Raw genomic sequence first — 14,621 nt, 5'->3', positions numbered from 1 at the left:
ATTTATCTGGAGCTACTATGGATTCACCGATTGTTATCACTGGCATGGGGCTTGTAAGCCCGCTCGGCTGTGGTGTTAAGCCGGTTTGGCAGCGACTGCTTGCAGCGCAATCAGGCATAGGCCTTATTGATCGCTTTGATACGGCTGATATCCCAATAAAAATAGCCGGGCTAGTACCGGATATCGAACAGGATGCGCTTGCAGGTTTTGATGTAAACCAGGTTGTAGAAAAAAAAGAGCGCAAGAAGCTCGATCTGTTTAGTATTTATGCATTGGCAGCGGCGAAAGAAGCGCTGCAGCAAGCAAACTGGTTGCCCAAAAGCGAAGACGACAAGCAGGCAACGGCAACGATTATTGCCACCGGTATTGGTGGCTTATCAACGATTACGCAGGCGCTTCGAACAATGGACAGCCGCGGATATAAACGTTTGTCGCCGTTTACCGCGCCGGCATTCTTAGCCAACCTGGCCGCCGGCAACGTTTCAATTAAATATGGTTTTAAAGGGCCGTTGGCTTGCCCGGTAACGGCCTGCGCGGCGAGTCTGCAAGCCATCGGTGACGGTATGCGCTTGCTGCGAAGCGGTGAAGCAAATGTTGCATTAGTTGGGGGGGCGGAGGCCTGCGTTGATCCATTTTCATTGGCGAGCTTTCATGCGCTAAAGGCCTTGTCGAGTGAAAGCGATGAGCCGGCTAAGGCTTCACGGCCCTTTGATCAAACGCGCAATGGTTTTGTTATGGGTGAGGGCTCTGGGCTTATGGTGATTGAGACTCTGGCGCACGCAAAAGCGCGGGGCGCGACACCGCTAGCGCTATTAAGTGGTTATGGCACAAGTTCAGATGCCTATCATATTACTGCGGGCCACGAGGACGGCCAAGGCGCTGCTGCCGCCATTACGCGCGCGTTAAAAACCGCTGCAATCAAACCCCGGGAGATTAACTACATCAACGCTCATGCGACTTCGACACAAGTAGGTGACGCTGCAGAAGTGGCAGCGCTGCGCGGCGTATTTGCTGAAGATTTACCAAACATTGCAATATCATCAACCAAGTCGTCAACGGGCCACTTACTGGGCGCTGCCGGTGGCATTGAGAGTATTATCTCAGCGATGGCGATTATTAACGATGTTGTGCCGCCGACACTCAATTTAACGAATGTTGATAACAACTTTCAAGATCTGGATTTTGTGCCAAATCACTCGCGTACACAAAGTGTGCAGCACGCCCTGTGCAACGGTTTTGGTTTTGGTGGGGTTAATGCCGCGTTAATTGTTAGTAAGGTCGACGACTATGATTCAAAATAAGCGCATTTTGAATCGGCTTCGGGAAGCATTATACGCTTTAAGCTAAAGCGCTAAAATTTCTTTAGCACAACAAGTAGCGGTTGTAGCAATAATTATTTGCTAGGCTTTTACTCGTTAGTCTTTAGGCAGATACGGAGAAATAGATGACCCAGAACTTAGAAGACAATAAGGCGAATGCGGTTGCGTTTTATAGGATGGCCTATGAAGGTGATCCCAGCCGAGCGGTGGAGCTGTATGTTGGCGCGGATTATACTCAGCACAACCCACTTGTTGGTAATGGCAAGCAAGCTTTTATAGATTACTTTAATGAAATGGCGAGGGATTACCCTGATAAGTCAATTAAATTTGTAAGAGTGGTGGCTGAGAATGATCTTGTTGCCTTGCACACTCACCAGGTTTGGCCCGGCAATGATCAGTATGTCACCATGGACTTTTTTCGTTTCGACCAGCAGGGGAAAATTGTCGAGCATTGGGACTCAATACAAGAAGTGCCGAGTGAGTCCAAAAACGGTAACACTATGTATTAAAAAAGCCGCCGTACAAGACGGCGGCATGCTGCTCTTTCAAGCTAAACCCTATGTGGCCAAGCATCGACGTTTTAGTGCAGTTCAACGCATTTTCAAGCGGCGCACAATATAGTTGTGTTTTAATAAATAGACTATCAACTTAGCTGTGGTCGAAGTGCCAAGCCTGCAGAGTCTTTAATGTCGAATATTGAATATTTAAACTTTAACTGCGTTGATGCAGCGGCGTTCACAGATGTTTTAAACGAAGAGTCGTTGCGCACCCACTTGATAGAACACCCGCGTTTTGATGCCGCTAGCGCTAAACAGTGGATAAATGAGAAAAGTAAAAAAGATAAGCTGCCAGGCTGTAGGCTTAGGGTGCTAGTCATTGATGGTGAGCTTGCCGGTTGGTGTGGCATTCAGCCCGATGAACAGGGTTTTGAGCTGGCCATTGTGGTATCAAAGCGTTTCTGGGGCGCAGGCTTGCCTATTTTTAAAACACTTATGACCTGGGCCGCTGAACTGGGGCATCGGGAGGTTTTATTCCACTTGCTCGATAGCCGGCGTGAATATAAAGCGCTGGCGAAAATAGCTAAAAAAGTAGAAAAAACCGAACTTTTAGGGCGCCACTTTACAACCTATTATCTTGCCGTTGCTTAGCGATTGGCGAGGCGGCTGTTGCCGAATACGATTTCTCTGCCTGCACTGATGGTATAGAGACACACGTCACTACTTATCTATTTGTGTTTGTCATAATGGCCTTGCTTTGCCTGCTGCGTTACGTGCGCCAATTCTAATTCTTTATTCGTTGTTTTACGTACTTTGTTATTAGTGTTAACAGGCCCTAGCTTTCCTTTCTTATGTGTTTTCTCCCCTTGCGTTTTAATTGGCGGGGGGAAGTCGTTTTTGGAGTTGTCTTATATGAAAGCAATGACTTTTATTTGCGCAGGTTTATTGGCTGCGCCTATCGCCTTTGCTAAACCCAAAGTGCCATCTTCGTCATTAGTAAACTACGACTATGTTACGGTGCAATTTGTCAGTGAAAATATCGATCAATATGACTGTACTCAGACAGGTTTAGCGCTTAAGGGTAGTTACGAGTTTGAACACGATATTTTTGCTGTCGCGTCGCTGGCGGATGTCAGTGGCGATGGCTGTGGTTCGACAACGTTTAGCGCCGGAGCTGGCTACAAAGTTCAGCTCAACGAAAGTTATGATGCTTATGCAAGTTTGAGCTACGCCAATACCTCGGTCGATGTGGGTCAGGGTGATTCGGGTTTAGTGTTGGCAGGTGGTGTGCGTGGTTTTGTTGTTCCTAAGCTTGAAGCTAAAGTCGAGCTCGCCCACCAGACGGCGTTTAGTGGCAACACAAGCTTGAACGGTGGTGTGGCTTATCATCTGCAAGATGCTTTTTATGCACTTGCTGATATTGTGCTTGGCTCGGAGTCCAGCGGCCTAAGCTTGGGTGTTCGCATAGACTTCTAAGCTCAGCGCGACATATTTTGTTGTTGCTTAATTTAAGGTCGCTGTCGCGGCCTTTTTTATTGTCTAAACGACGTAAACTTGCCAAGTTACCCACGAAAAGTAGACACCCGGTTATTTAGTTGTTGTTATGCTATTTGCACAGTGTTTGTTGAGCCTGGGTTAGAGTTAAATTCTGGCGCTATTTTTGTTTTTTTCTGTTTATTAGAAGAAGGGCCGCGATGATATCTATTCGCAATTATCAGCCGAACGATGCCGCAGCTCTGTGGGCACTTTTTTTTAACACGATTCGCCGGGTCAATATCCGCGATTATACAGCGGAGCAGGTGGCGGCGTGGGCGCCCGATAATTATCCGCTTGAGCTGTGGCAAAAAAAGATGCAGGCAATTTCTCCGTTTGTTGCCGAAATCAGGCTTGCGCTGAACGATGCAAAGCTTGGCGGCAAGTTTTCTTCGAGCCACGCCACTCACACGGTTTCGGAAGGTGCTGATAGGTTTAGCAAAATTGTCGGCTACAGCGATCTGCAGCCGAGCGGTTTGATCGATCATTTTTTCTGTCACCACCAGCATCAAGGCTGCGGAGTTGGCCGCGCTCTGATGCAGCATATCTTTGCGCTTGGCCGCACACGCGGTATAGCGCGATTGCACTCAGAAGTGAGCATCAGCGCTCGCCCGTTTTATGAGCATATGGGTTTTGAACTGTATAAAGAGCAGAGCCTTGATCTTCGCGGTCAGCGACTTCGCAACTTTGTTATGCACAAGACTTTGTAAAAATACCGATCGAGCTTTGGTCTGGCGAATCGCTGTTTGGCCTGGCGTTGCTGAAAGCTTGCAAAGGCTCTGGCTGCGGCTTTCAGCGCGGCTCTGGTGGAAAAAACGGCGGCTTTGTTTTACCCTTGCCGCCCCTAATTCTGTGGTAAAGCTATGCGCCGTCAGGACTTTTATTACGAGCTCCCCGAACACTTAATTGCCAAACAACCGATGCCCGAGCGCACCGGCAGCCGCTTGATGCAGCTCGATGGCCCCAGTGGCGCCATTTGCCACGGCGGTTTCAGCGATCTGCTGGCATTGGTGAACGAGGGCGATCTGCTTATTTTTAACGATACCCGCGTGATTCCGGCGCGCCTTTATGGGCAAAAAGCCAGTGGTGGACGGGTGGAAATCCTGATTGAGCGAGTTTTAAATAGCTCAGAGCTTCTGGCTCACGTGCGCGCAAGCAAGGCGCCCAAGGCTGGCAGCACTCTGCTGCTCGACAACGGCCCCGAGATCGAAGTGACCGGCCGCCAGGATGCGCTATTTGAGCTGCGTTTTCCGAAGGGCGAAGATGTACTTGAGTGTGTCGAAAAAATCGGCCACATGCCGCTGCCTCCTTATATAGACCGGCCCGATGACGATGCCGACAAGGAGCGCTATCAAACGGTTTACAGCAAAAAACGCGGTGCGGTTGCAGCGCCAACCGCGGGCCTGCACTTTGATGAAAGCCTGCTTGAGGCGCTTAAGAAAAAAGGCGTGCAGCAGGCTTTTGTGACCTTACACGTTGGTGCCGGTACCTTTCAGCCGGTGCGTGTGGACGATGTTAAAGAGCACCATATGCACAGTGAGATGATGCAGTTAAGCGCTGACGTCGCCGAGCAAATCAAGGCCACCAAGGCCGCCGGCAAGCGTGTGATTGCGGTCGGTACCACCAGCGTGCGCTGCCTTGAAACGGCGGCGTCGGTAAACGATGGTGATATTGCCGCGTACCAGGGCGATACCAATATCTTTATTTACCCAAGTTACGAATACAAAGTGGTCGACTGCTTGATCACTAATTTCCACCTGCCAGAATCAACCTTGCTAATGCTGGTGTCAGCGTTTGCCGGTTATCGCCACACGATGCAAGCTTATGAAGAGGCGATTGCTGAGTCCTATCGTTTTTTCAGCTACGGCGATGCCATGTTTATTACCCGCAACCCCAATGCTGAAAAAGTTATCGCGACGGAAAACTAATGAAATTTGAATTACACAGTACAGACGGTCGCGCCCGCCGGGGGCAATTGGAATTTGCCCGCGGAACCGTGCAAACACCAACGTTTATGCCGGTTGGCACTTACGGTACGGTCAAAGGCATGCTGCCTAAAGATGTTAAAGATATCGGCGCCGAGATTGTCCTTGGCAACACCTTTCACCTAATGCTTAGGCCCGGTACGCAGGTGATTCAGGAGCACGGTGATCTGCACGATTTTATGCAGTGGCAGGGGCCTATCTTAACCGACAGTGGTGGTTTTCAGGTTTTTAGCCTCGGTGATATTCGCAAGATTTCGGAGCAGGGGGTTAAGTTTCAATCGCCGATTGATGGTTCGATGGTTGAGCTAAACCCTGAAATTGCGATGCAAGTGCAGCGCGAGCTCGGCTCGGATATTGTGATGATTTTTGATGAGTGCACGCCGTACCCGGCCGAGCCGGATGTGGCGCGCAAGTCGATGGAGCTCAGCCTGCGCTGGGCCAAGCGTTCGAAAGATGCGCACGGCGATAATGCCAATGCTTTGTTTGGCATTGTGCAAGGCGGTATGTACGAGCAGTTGCGCAGCGAAAGTTTAAACGGCCTGGTCGATATCGGTTTTGATGGTTATGCCATTGGCGGTTTGAGTGTCGGCGAGCCCAAGGAGGATATGATTCGTGTGTTGAATCACTTGGGGCCAGAGATGCCCGCTGACAGGCCGCGCTATTTGATGGGCGTTGGCAAGCCTGAGGATTTGGTTGAGTCGGTTGCGCGCGGTATCGATATGTTTGATTGTGTGATGCCAACTCGCAATGCGCGCAACGGTCATTTATTCACGATTGAGGGTGTGATTAAAATCCGCAACGCCAAGCATCGCCACGATACCAACCCTCTCGATAAGCACTGCGATTGTTATACCTGTCAGAACTTCAGCCGTTCGTATTTGCATCATCTGGATAAGTGCGGCGAGATTCTCGGTGCTCAACTGAATACGATTCACAATTTGCGCCACTACCAGATCATTATGCAAGAGCTGCGCGATGCGATTGCTGAGCAGCGTTTGAGTGAGTATATCAAGGAGTTTTACGCTCGCCAGGGCAAAGAGCGGCCGAGCTTTATGTTGAGTGTGCCTGAGGTTTAAGCGCTTGCGAATAGTGTGACGGTGATTTTTAGATTGTTGCTTTTAGACTGCTGCTTTTGATTGTGCCAGTCGGCGCTTGGCAAAACCTATCTAGGCACGCCGTGAACCCATCCGTGGGGGCTCGGCGGCAGCTCCCTGCTGCCGACGGTCTAGATAGGCTTCACCAAGTGCCTGCCAAGACCCTTCCAAATGCCCGCCCTCCATTCACCTAAAGCGCCTTAATACTTTCTCCAAATCTAGCAAGGGCAAAGGTTGCAGGCCCTTGATTACTTCCAGATCATCCCCATTTCGATCAAAGCCTTCGCCATTGTTGTGCAGCTTCATATAAACAAGACGGCAAAAGCCGCTATAATCGCCGACCTCGTTGTGCGCGCCACTGGCGCAGACTGAGCGAAATTAAAACAAGCCCCAGTGCTGGATTAAAAAATGAACAAATTTCCAATATGGAAGTATCTGCTGATACTGCTTATCGTCAGCCTCGGTGTGGTGTATTCCCTGCCGAACATTTACGCCCCGGACCCGGCCATCCAGGTTTCTGGTTCTTCAGCAAGTTTTGCACCCACCCAAGCGACGCTTGATACGGTATCCAAGCGCCTCGATGAGCTTGGTATCGAACACTTTGGTGAAGAGCTGAGTGAAAAAAACATACTGGTGCGCCTGAAAAATCAGGACGATCAAATGCGCGCGCGTCGCGAGGTCGAAGCGGCACTGGGTGAGAACTATGTGGTGGCGGTGAATTTGGCTGCGACAACGCCTGAGTGGTTGCAGAATATGGGTGCTACGCCGATGAGCCTCGGCCTCGATTTGGCCGGCGGTGTGCACTTTTTGATGGAGGTTGATACGCCGAAGGTATTAAAAGATACCATCGACAGCCTTGAGCAGCAGTTAAAGCGCGAGATTCGCAAGAATAATCTGCGCGGGGTCACGGTGCGCGCCGGTGCTGACGGCATGCGTGTGACGGCAAAAAATGAAGATCTGCGCGAGACGGTTTACAGTTTGATGCGCAAAGAGATGACTGAGGTCTTGCTTGAGCGCTTTGATGAGAATGGCGTTTTTGGTATTAAAGCGACACTCAGTGAGCAGTTTATCCGCGAAAAAGAAGATTACGCGGTCAATCAGAACTTAACGACACTGCGCAATCGCGTCAATGAAATTGGTGTGGCCGAGCCTTTGGTGCAGCGCCAGGGGCGCAACCGTATTGTTGTGCAATTGCCCGGTATTCAAGATGCCTCGGATGCGAAAAAAATCCTCGGTAAAACAGCCAACCTCGAATTCCGCCTCGAGGCGGGCAAGGGTGCGCGCTTAAGTCAGAAAGAGAAGTTTCCGTTTCGCAACGAGCGCGATCAAGCCTATTTTGGCGGCGCCGAGTTAGAGCGCCAGGTATTGGTGTACGGTAAAAACGTTATGAGCGCGTCGGCGACCTTCGACCCGCAAACGTCCTCACCGCAGGTGAGCATTACCCTCGACGGCGATGGCGCAACCCAAATGAGTCGCGGTACGCGCAGCAATATCGGCCGGCGCATGGGGGTATTGTTTATTGAATACAAGCCGGTTACGCGCATTATTAAAGATGCCGAGGGCAATGACATCACCAAAGTCGACATGGTCGCTGAAAAAGAGGTGATTTCTCTGGCAACCATTCAGGCCGCGCTTGGCAAAAACTTTGTGATTACCGGCCTCGACAGCCCGCAGGAAGCCTCGGAGTTGGCTTTGCTGCTGCGCGCAGGTGCGCTTGCCGCGCCGATGACTTATGTTGAAGAGCGCACAATTGGCCCATCGCTCGGTGCCGAGAACATTGCTTTGGGTGTGAAGTCGGTACAGATCGGCCTGGCTTTGGTACTTATTTTTATGCTGGTCTATTACAAAGTTTTTGGTATTTTTGCCAACGTTGCACTGGCCGGCAACTTGATTTTAATTGTTGCGGTGATGTCGATGCTCGGCGCAACGCTAACTTTGCCCGGCATCGCGGGTATTGTACTGACGGTCGGTATGGCGGTGGATGCTAATGTGCTTATTTTCTCGCGTATACGCGAGGAGCTTAAAAACGGCATGCCGATACAAAGCGCCATCAAATCGGGTTACGACCGCGCCTTTGTCACCATTCTCGATGCCAACCTGACCACATTAATTGTTGCCGTTATTCTTTATGCCATCGGCTCCGGCCCGGTTAAAGGTTTTGCGGTGACCTTGAGTGTCGGCATTATGACTTCCATGTTTACTGCAATCATGGGCACACGCGCACTGGTCAACCTCAGTTTTGGTGGCCGTCAGCTGAAGAAACTCTGGATTTAAGGTAGGGCACTAAGATGAGTGAAGCAAAAATTATTGGCTTTATGAAGCAGCGCTACCTGGCGGCGGCGTTTTCGGTTGTATTGATTCTCGCCTCGATTGGCAGCTTTTTTGTCAACGGTATGAGCTTAGGCCTCGATTTTACCGGCGGGGCCCTGGTTGAATTAAAGTATGAAAAAACCGCGGATTTAAATCAGATCCGCTCGGAAATTGCCGAGCAGGGTTATCCCGGTGCGTCGGTGATTTATTTTGGTTCTGACCGCGATGTGCAAATTCGTTTCCAGACCGATGACCCACAAAAAGGCGGTGAAGTGGCTGAGGCGTTTATCGCCAACAGCACCGAGCCTGTGGAGCTGCTGCGTATTTCCTATGTCGGCCCGCAGATCGGCGAAGAGCTAACCAACGATGGCGGCCTTGGCCTGCTGTTCTCGCTGGCGGTGGTGATGGCCTATGTTGCGCTGCGCTTCCAGTTTAAGTTCTCAGTTGGCGCTGTGGCGGCTTTGATTCACGATGTGATTATTGTGCTCGGCGTGTTTTCGATCTTTCAGCTCGACTTTGACTTGACCGTGTTGGCGGCGGTCCTGGCGGTAATTGGTTATTCACTCAACGATACCATCGTTGTTGCCGACCGCATTCGTGAGAACTTCCGAATTGTGCGCAATAAAACGCCGCGCGAAGTCATCGACTTGAGCCTGACCCAAACACTTGAGCGCACCTTGATTACCTCTCTGACAACGCTGCTGGTATTGCTGGCCCTGTTTTTTGTTGGCGGCGAGATGATTCACAACTTTGCCCTGGCTTTGATCGTCGGTGTGGTCATCGGTACGTATTCATCTATCTATGTGGCGGCCAACGTGTTGCTGGCGATGAAGATTAGCCGCGAAGACCTGTTGCCACCTCAGGTTGAGAAAGAAGGCGAAGAGTTAGAAGAGCTGCCGTAATTGCTTAGTTTGCGCCGCCGCCACGTTTGCAGTGGGCGGCTGCACAAATTAAGGTAATACGGGAAAACACAGGCGAGTGTTCGATAAGCTTATAAAAAAGCCCCCAAAGCTTTGTGCTGCGGGGGCTTTTTTGTGGGCGCGAGCGCCGCTGGGTTTATGTTTGCCTGGCTGCGTTCATAAAGCGCTATGGCAGCGGCTTAACGGTGCTCGCGGCGGCGGGGGCGATACTCTTCTACCGGGATATATACGCGCGCTTCGGCGGCTTGTTTGGTGTTAAAAAGAGCATCCATAATATTGCTCAACTCGGCCATCCCGGAGTGTATCCACGCTGCTAGTTGTTGGATAGGCATGCTTAGGTCTCTTGCGCTGGGCGATGAGTTCAGTATAGCGCTTCCAAGCCAGGAGGTAATCAGATATTGTGCTTGCTTCGATAAAAACTGGCCAAGAACAACAACAATGGGTTTGCTTGCTCGTATGCGCCGCCGCCGGCGCTCGCAATTGTCGGTGCGCAATTACCGCCGCCTGCTCAAAGATGTTGAGCGTTACGATCGTATTTTTAAGGGCTCTCACGCCTATGGTTTTCTCGACTGGGACGTCGAGAACAAATCGCTGTTCTGGGATGGCGGTTTTTGGACTTATCTTGGCTATTCAGAAAAAGATATGCGCCTTATCTCCGACGCCAATACTTTTATGGATTTTGTCCATGTCGAAGATAGAGAGCGCCTGCGCAGTACCATTATGCGCCATATTAAAGACCACGGCCCCGGTGAGGCGGTTTTTCGTATACGCGATAAAGCCGGCCGGTTTATATGGGCCGAAGTGCGCTGCGATGCAATTCGCAACCTCGAAGGGCGGGTGACGTACACCTCGGGTTTGATTTTTGATATCAGCCGACAAAAAGAGGTAGAAGAGGCGCTGATTGTTTCCGAAGGGCGCTATTCGCGTATTCTCAAAGCGTCCAATGACGGTGTCTGGGAGTGGACGGCCGACCACGGTGGTTTTCATTTCAGTTCACGCTGTTGGGAGCAGCTCGGTTTTGTCGACGGCGATGACAAGCTCAACCCCGGTGGTGACCGGCTCGAGGTCTGGCGCGAACGCATCCACCCGGATGATCTTGAGCTGTTTGATAAAACCCTCAATGACCACTTTATGAAAAAGAACGCCTTTGATGTGAAATATCGCATCCTCGGGGCGGACGAGCAGTGGCGCTGGATACGCGCGCGCGGGCAGATGCACTACGACGAAGCGGGGCGGCCGTGGCGCATGAGTGGCACCAATATGGATATTACCGAGCTCAAGCAGGCCGAAGAGCGGGTGATCAAAGCCAAGGACGCCGCCGAGCGCGCCAATATGGCCAAGAGTGAGTTCCTGTCGAGCATGAGCCACGAGTTGCGCACTCCGCTCAATGCTATTCTCGGCTTTACTCAATTGTTTGAGCTCGATACCAATTTGACCGCCGATCAGCGCGACAACCTCGACGAGATCAAGCGCGCCGGCGAGCACCTGCTGAGCCTGGTTGGCGAAGTACTGGATTTGGCGCGCATTGAAAGTGGGCGCATGCAAATCTGTCAGGAGAGTGTCGATGCCCAGCGCGCCATTCGCGACTGTGTGGCGCTGGTGCAAAACCAGGCCGATGCGCGCCGTATCAGCATTGAAGTCAAAGATGCCGCCGTCGATGAACCCAAGGTCTGGACCGACAGGCGGCGTTTAAATCAAGTGCTGTTGAATTTGCTCAGCAACGCCGTTAAATACAACCGCCACGGCGGCAAGGTCAGGGTCAGCACCCGCATTATTGCTTCTCAGCTGATGCAGTTTCGGGTGGTTGATACCGGCAAAGGCATCGCCGATGAACTACACAGCCAGTTGTTTCAGCCCTTTAATCGCCTCGGTGCCGACAACTCGAGTATCGAGGGCACCGGTGTTGGCCTGGTGATTTCCAAAAGTCTGATTGAGCAAATGGGCGGCGTCATTGGTTTTAATTCGGTGGAGGGTGAAGGCTCGACGTTTTGGTTTCAGCTGCCGCTTAAAAAGCCTGAACACGATGAGCAAGGCGACGAGCAAGGCGACGACGAGCCCAGTGGCGACAGCGCGTTTAAACTTAATTTTGAGGGCACTAGGCGAGTGCTCTACGTTGAAGACAGCACACCCAATCAGCGTTTGATGCAGCGTATTTTAAAACACTACCCGCAGATTGAACTGACGGTTGTGCCGGATGGCTTTAGTGGCCTGTTTGAGGCGCGTACCAGCGTGCCAGACTTAATTATTATGGATATTAATTTGCCGGGCATGAGCGGCTTCGAAACCCTCGACATAATGAAACGCGACGATGTCACTTCAAACATTCCGGTGATCGCACTGTCGGCCAATGCGATGGAGCACGATGTGCAAAAAGGGCGCGAGGCTGGATTTTTACACTATCTGACCAAACCGTTGCAATTGTCAGAGCTGATACGGGTATTTAATACCTTGTTGGCGTGATGCTTTATGCTGCTGCAATCAAAGTTGCCGGCCATACGTTGTATGCATAACGCTTATTCTCGGGGAATACTTATGCAGCAAAATCCTTCGAACGCTCAATTACACTGGCGCAGTTTATTGTCGGGCCTGTGGCTGTTTTATCTATTAAACATGTTATTTCGTGATATTCACGAATTTTTTCGCCCAGGTTTTATTGAGCAACTGTTAACGGGTGTGGTCAACGGCACCCAAATGAGCGACGAGTTATTGCTTGTTGCCGGCATCGTGTTGCAAATTCCGCTTGTAATGATGTTTCTCTCCCGGTTGTTGCCCGATCAACTTAATCGCTGGTTGAATATTGTTGCCGCGCTGATTGCACTGTTGGGCATTGTGCTTAGCAATGGTTCGGCTGATATGGATGATTTGATGTTTGCATCACTGCAAGCGCTGGCTTTATTGTTTTTAATCTATTTGGCGTGGCAGGGCCCTGGCAGTGCTCAGTCCACATGAGCTTTGAACTAAAGGATATCTCTGAGCAGCGCGGGCGCATCGCGCTGATTACCGGGGCAAATACCGGTTTGGGTTTTGAGCTTGCACGGGCCTTGGCTGGCAAAAAAATGACGGTGCTTATGGCCTGTCGCAATCAGCACAAGGCCGAAGCTGCGAAGTCTCGCATTGTTGCAGCGTTGCCCGATGCCGATATCGCTATTTTACCTGTCGATTTAAGCTCAATGACATCCGTGCGCGATGCCGCGGCGCGTTTTAAAGCGCGCTACAGCCGCTTGGATGTCTTGATCAACAACGCGGGTTTGATGTTCCCACCTTATCAAAAAACCTGTGACGGCTTTGAAAGCCAGATGGCGGTCAATTGTTTTGCTCATTTTTTATTGAGCGCGCTGTTGTTTGAATGTTTTCCCGATTCGCCGGATTCGCGTATTACCTGGCTTAGCAGCAAGGCGCATACAAAGGCTAAATTAAATTTCGCCGATCTAAACAGCGAGCAGGCGTATTCAAAGATGGCTGCTTATGGGCAAAGCAAGCTCGCCTGTTTGATGTATGCACTTGAGCTCGATAGGAAAATAAAAAAGTCCGGCAAAAAAATACTTAGCAACGCCGCGCACCCGGGTGGCGCAGATACCGATTTAAGCCGGCATATGTCACCGATGTTGATGCGCTGTTTAAAATACACGGTACTGCCTTTTATTATGCAGTCGGCTGAGAAGGGGGCCTTGCCGGTACTGCAGGCTGCGTTTTCGGCGCAGGCCAAAGGCGGCGCTTATTATGGACCTCAGGGCTTTATGGAGATGACCGGCCCGGCGGGGCCGGCAAATATCGCCAGGCAGGCGCTTGATATCCATGCCGCTGAAAAACTTTGGTCTGTATCAGAAGCGCTTACCGGCACGTCGTTTAAGCTTTGAACCAGTTCGGTTAGCGCTTGTGGCGATGCTTAATTGAGCGTAACGGAGTTTAGTGATGTAAGCGGGTTGGGGGATATAAGTGGGTTGGGGGATATAAGTAGGAGCAACTAACGTAAGTGGGCGCAGTCGTGTGAGAGGGGCTTAATTTTAAGCCCCGAGCAGCCCCAATTTAGATATGGCCCATATGGCGGCCAACGATTTGCAGTAGTGGTTTGAATAACTTGGGGGTGGCGCAGACAACGTTGCCGCTGCCTAACATGCTGTTGCCGCCTTTAAAGTCGCTAACCATCGCCCCGGCTTCTTTGGCCAGCAATAAACCTCCGGCAATGTCCCAGTCTTGCAAGTTCATTTCCCAAAAACCGTCAAAGCGGCCGGCGGCAACATATGCAAGATCCAGTGCGGCTGAGCCCGGGCGGCGGATGCCTGCGGTTTTACCGGCGACCTCTTTCATGCACTCGCTGTAGGCGTCGATATGTTCGAGCGCGTAGCCGTTAAACGGCACGCCGGTGCCGATTAAGGCGCCATCTAAGCCCTGGCGGTTGCTGACGCGAATGCGACGGCCATTGAGTGTGGCGCCGCGGCCGCGGCTGGCGGTGAATTCTTCGCGCTTGATCGGGTCGAGCACAACAGCGTGCTCGATTTGGCCCTTGTAGCGGCAGGCGATGCTAACCGCAAAGTGGGGGATGGCGTGCAGGAAGTTTGTGGTGCCGTCGAGCGGGTCGATGATCCATTCAAATTCGCTGTCTTTATTGCCGCTGACGCCGCTTTCTTCGCCGACAAACTTGTGGTCGGGATAGGCCTTTTTTAAGTGGTAGATCACTTCCTTTTCGGAGGCTCGGTCTACTTCGCTGACAAAGTCATTGCGACCTTTTTCTTCTATTTCAATCAGGTCGACGCGCTCAAAGGCGTGCTCGAGCACCTCGCCGGCCTTGCGTGCCGCTTTGAGTGCCACATTCAGCATGGGTTCCATAGACTTCAACTCTGCTACATATTGGGAAAGATCGGGCGCGGATTATAGCAGTGACGCGGCTTTGCGGCTATGGGCTGGACGCGCCAAGCGGTGCGCCAGTGACCGGCGCCGTGTGGCAGGGTTTTGCTCTTTACCG

The 14,621-nt window shown here is 51.4% G+C and carries 14 protein-coding genes; 12 read left to right on the top strand and 2 right to left on the bottom strand.

What is annotated here, in order from left to right:
- Positions 1–17: 17 nt before the first annotated feature.
- From fabF to secF, 9 genes are all read left to right on the top strand, one after another.
- The gene (gene fabF, locus CFK45_RS12605) at positions 18–1,301 is read left to right on the top strand and encodes a beta-ketoacyl-ACP synthase II (protein WP_096086805.1); all 1,284 of its coding nucleotides are present in this window, start codon (positions 18–20) and stop codon (positions 1,299–1,301) included.
- Positions 1,302–1,444: 143 nt separating this feature from the next.
- The gene (locus tag CFK45_RS12600) at positions 1,445–1,828 is read left to right on the top strand and encodes a nuclear transport factor 2 family protein (RefSeq protein ID WP_096086804.1); all 384 of its coding nucleotides are present in this window, start codon (positions 1,445–1,447) and stop codon (positions 1,826–1,828) included.
- Between the two features lie 177 nt (positions 1,829–2,005).
- Positions 2,006–2,467, top strand: a complete 462-nt coding sequence (locus CFK45_RS12595; RefSeq protein WP_096086803.1) for a GNAT family N-acetyltransferase — start codon at positions 2,006–2,008, stop codon at positions 2,465–2,467.
- 261 nt (positions 2,468–2,728) lie between these two features.
- Entirely contained in the window at positions 2,729–3,292 is a 564-nt protein-coding gene (locus tag CFK45_RS12590) for a hypothetical protein (RefSeq protein WP_143247577.1), read from the top strand.
- A gap of 218 nt (positions 3,293–3,510) precedes the next feature.
- A complete protein-coding gene (locus tag CFK45_RS12585) occupies positions 3,511–4,059 on the top strand; it encodes a GNAT family N-acetyltransferase (protein ID WP_096086801.1) in 549 nt (182 codons plus the stop codon).
- A 153-nt stretch (positions 4,060–4,212) separates the two neighbouring features.
- Entirely contained in the window at positions 4,213–5,277 is a 1,065-nt protein-coding gene (gene queA, locus CFK45_RS12580; protein WP_096086800.1) for a tRNA preQ1(34) S-adenosylmethionine ribosyltransferase-isomerase QueA, read from the top strand.
- The gene (tgt, locus tag CFK45_RS12575) at positions 5,277–6,410 is read left to right on the top strand and encodes a tRNA guanosine(34) transglycosylase Tgt (RefSeq protein ID WP_096086799.1); all 1,134 of its coding nucleotides are present in this window, start codon (positions 5,277–5,279) and stop codon (positions 6,408–6,410) included. The genes queA and tgt overlap by 1 nt, the downstream gene beginning before the upstream one ends.
- 426 nt (positions 6,411–6,836) lie before the next feature.
- Positions 6,837–8,702: a protein translocase subunit SecD gene (gene secD, locus CFK45_RS12570; RefSeq protein ID WP_096086798.1), complete on the top strand. Its 1,866-nt coding sequence runs from the start codon at positions 6,837–6,839 to the stop codon at positions 8,700–8,702.
- A 14-nt stretch (positions 8,703–8,716) separates the two neighbouring features.
- Positions 8,717–9,640 (top strand): protein translocase subunit SecF, encoded by a 924-nt coding sequence (gene secF, locus CFK45_RS12565; protein WP_096086797.1) that lies wholly within the window; start codon positions 8,717–8,719, stop codon positions 9,638–9,640.
- 197 nt (positions 9,641–9,837) lie between these two features.
- On the opposite strand, the gene CFK45_RS18485 is transcribed toward secF, so the two are convergent.
- Complete coding sequence (locus CFK45_RS18485; protein ID WP_158224691.1) at positions 9,838–9,990, bottom strand: hypothetical protein; 153 nt, start codon at positions 9,988–9,990, stop codon at positions 9,838–9,840.
- Between the two features lie 106 nt (positions 9,991–10,096).
- Between CFK45_RS18485 and CFK45_RS12560 the strand changes: the two genes are divergently transcribed.
- The 3 genes from CFK45_RS12560 to CFK45_RS12550 all read left to right on the top strand — a co-directional run bounded on the left by CFK45_RS12560 (position 10,097) and on the right by CFK45_RS12550 (position 13,515).
- Positions 10,097–12,118 carry a PAS domain-containing protein gene (locus CFK45_RS12560; RefSeq protein ID WP_096086796.1) on the top strand — a complete coding sequence of 674 codons (2,022 nt, stop codon included), beginning with the start codon at positions 10,097–10,099 and terminating at the stop codon, positions 12,116–12,118.
- Between the two features lie 72 nt (positions 12,119–12,190).
- A complete protein-coding gene (locus tag CFK45_RS12555; protein WP_096086795.1) occupies positions 12,191–12,607 on the top strand; it encodes a DUF6326 family protein in 417 nt (138 codons plus the stop codon).
- Positions 12,604–13,515, top strand: a complete 912-nt coding sequence (locus CFK45_RS12550) for an oxidoreductase (RefSeq protein WP_096086794.1) — start codon at positions 12,604–12,606, stop codon at positions 13,513–13,515. The genes CFK45_RS12555 and CFK45_RS12550 overlap by 4 nt, the downstream gene beginning before the upstream one ends.
- Positions 13,516–13,684: 169 nt before the next feature.
- Here the strand turns inward: CFK45_RS12550 and CFK45_RS12545 are convergent, their stop codons facing one another.
- Positions 13,685–14,485 (bottom strand): inositol monophosphatase family protein, encoded by an 801-nt coding sequence (locus CFK45_RS12545; RefSeq protein ID WP_096086793.1) that lies wholly within the window; start codon positions 14,483–14,485, stop codon positions 13,685–13,687.
- Between the last annotated feature and the right edge of the window lie 136 nt (positions 14,486–14,621).

Origin of the sequence: Agaribacterium haliotis (assembly GCF_002312815.1) — a bacterium.
GTDB classification, from domain to species: Bacteria; Pseudomonadota; Gammaproteobacteria; order Pseudomonadales; family Cellvibrionaceae; genus Agaribacterium; species Agaribacterium haliotis.
This window is presented reverse-complemented; position numbering and strand designations above follow the sequence as displayed.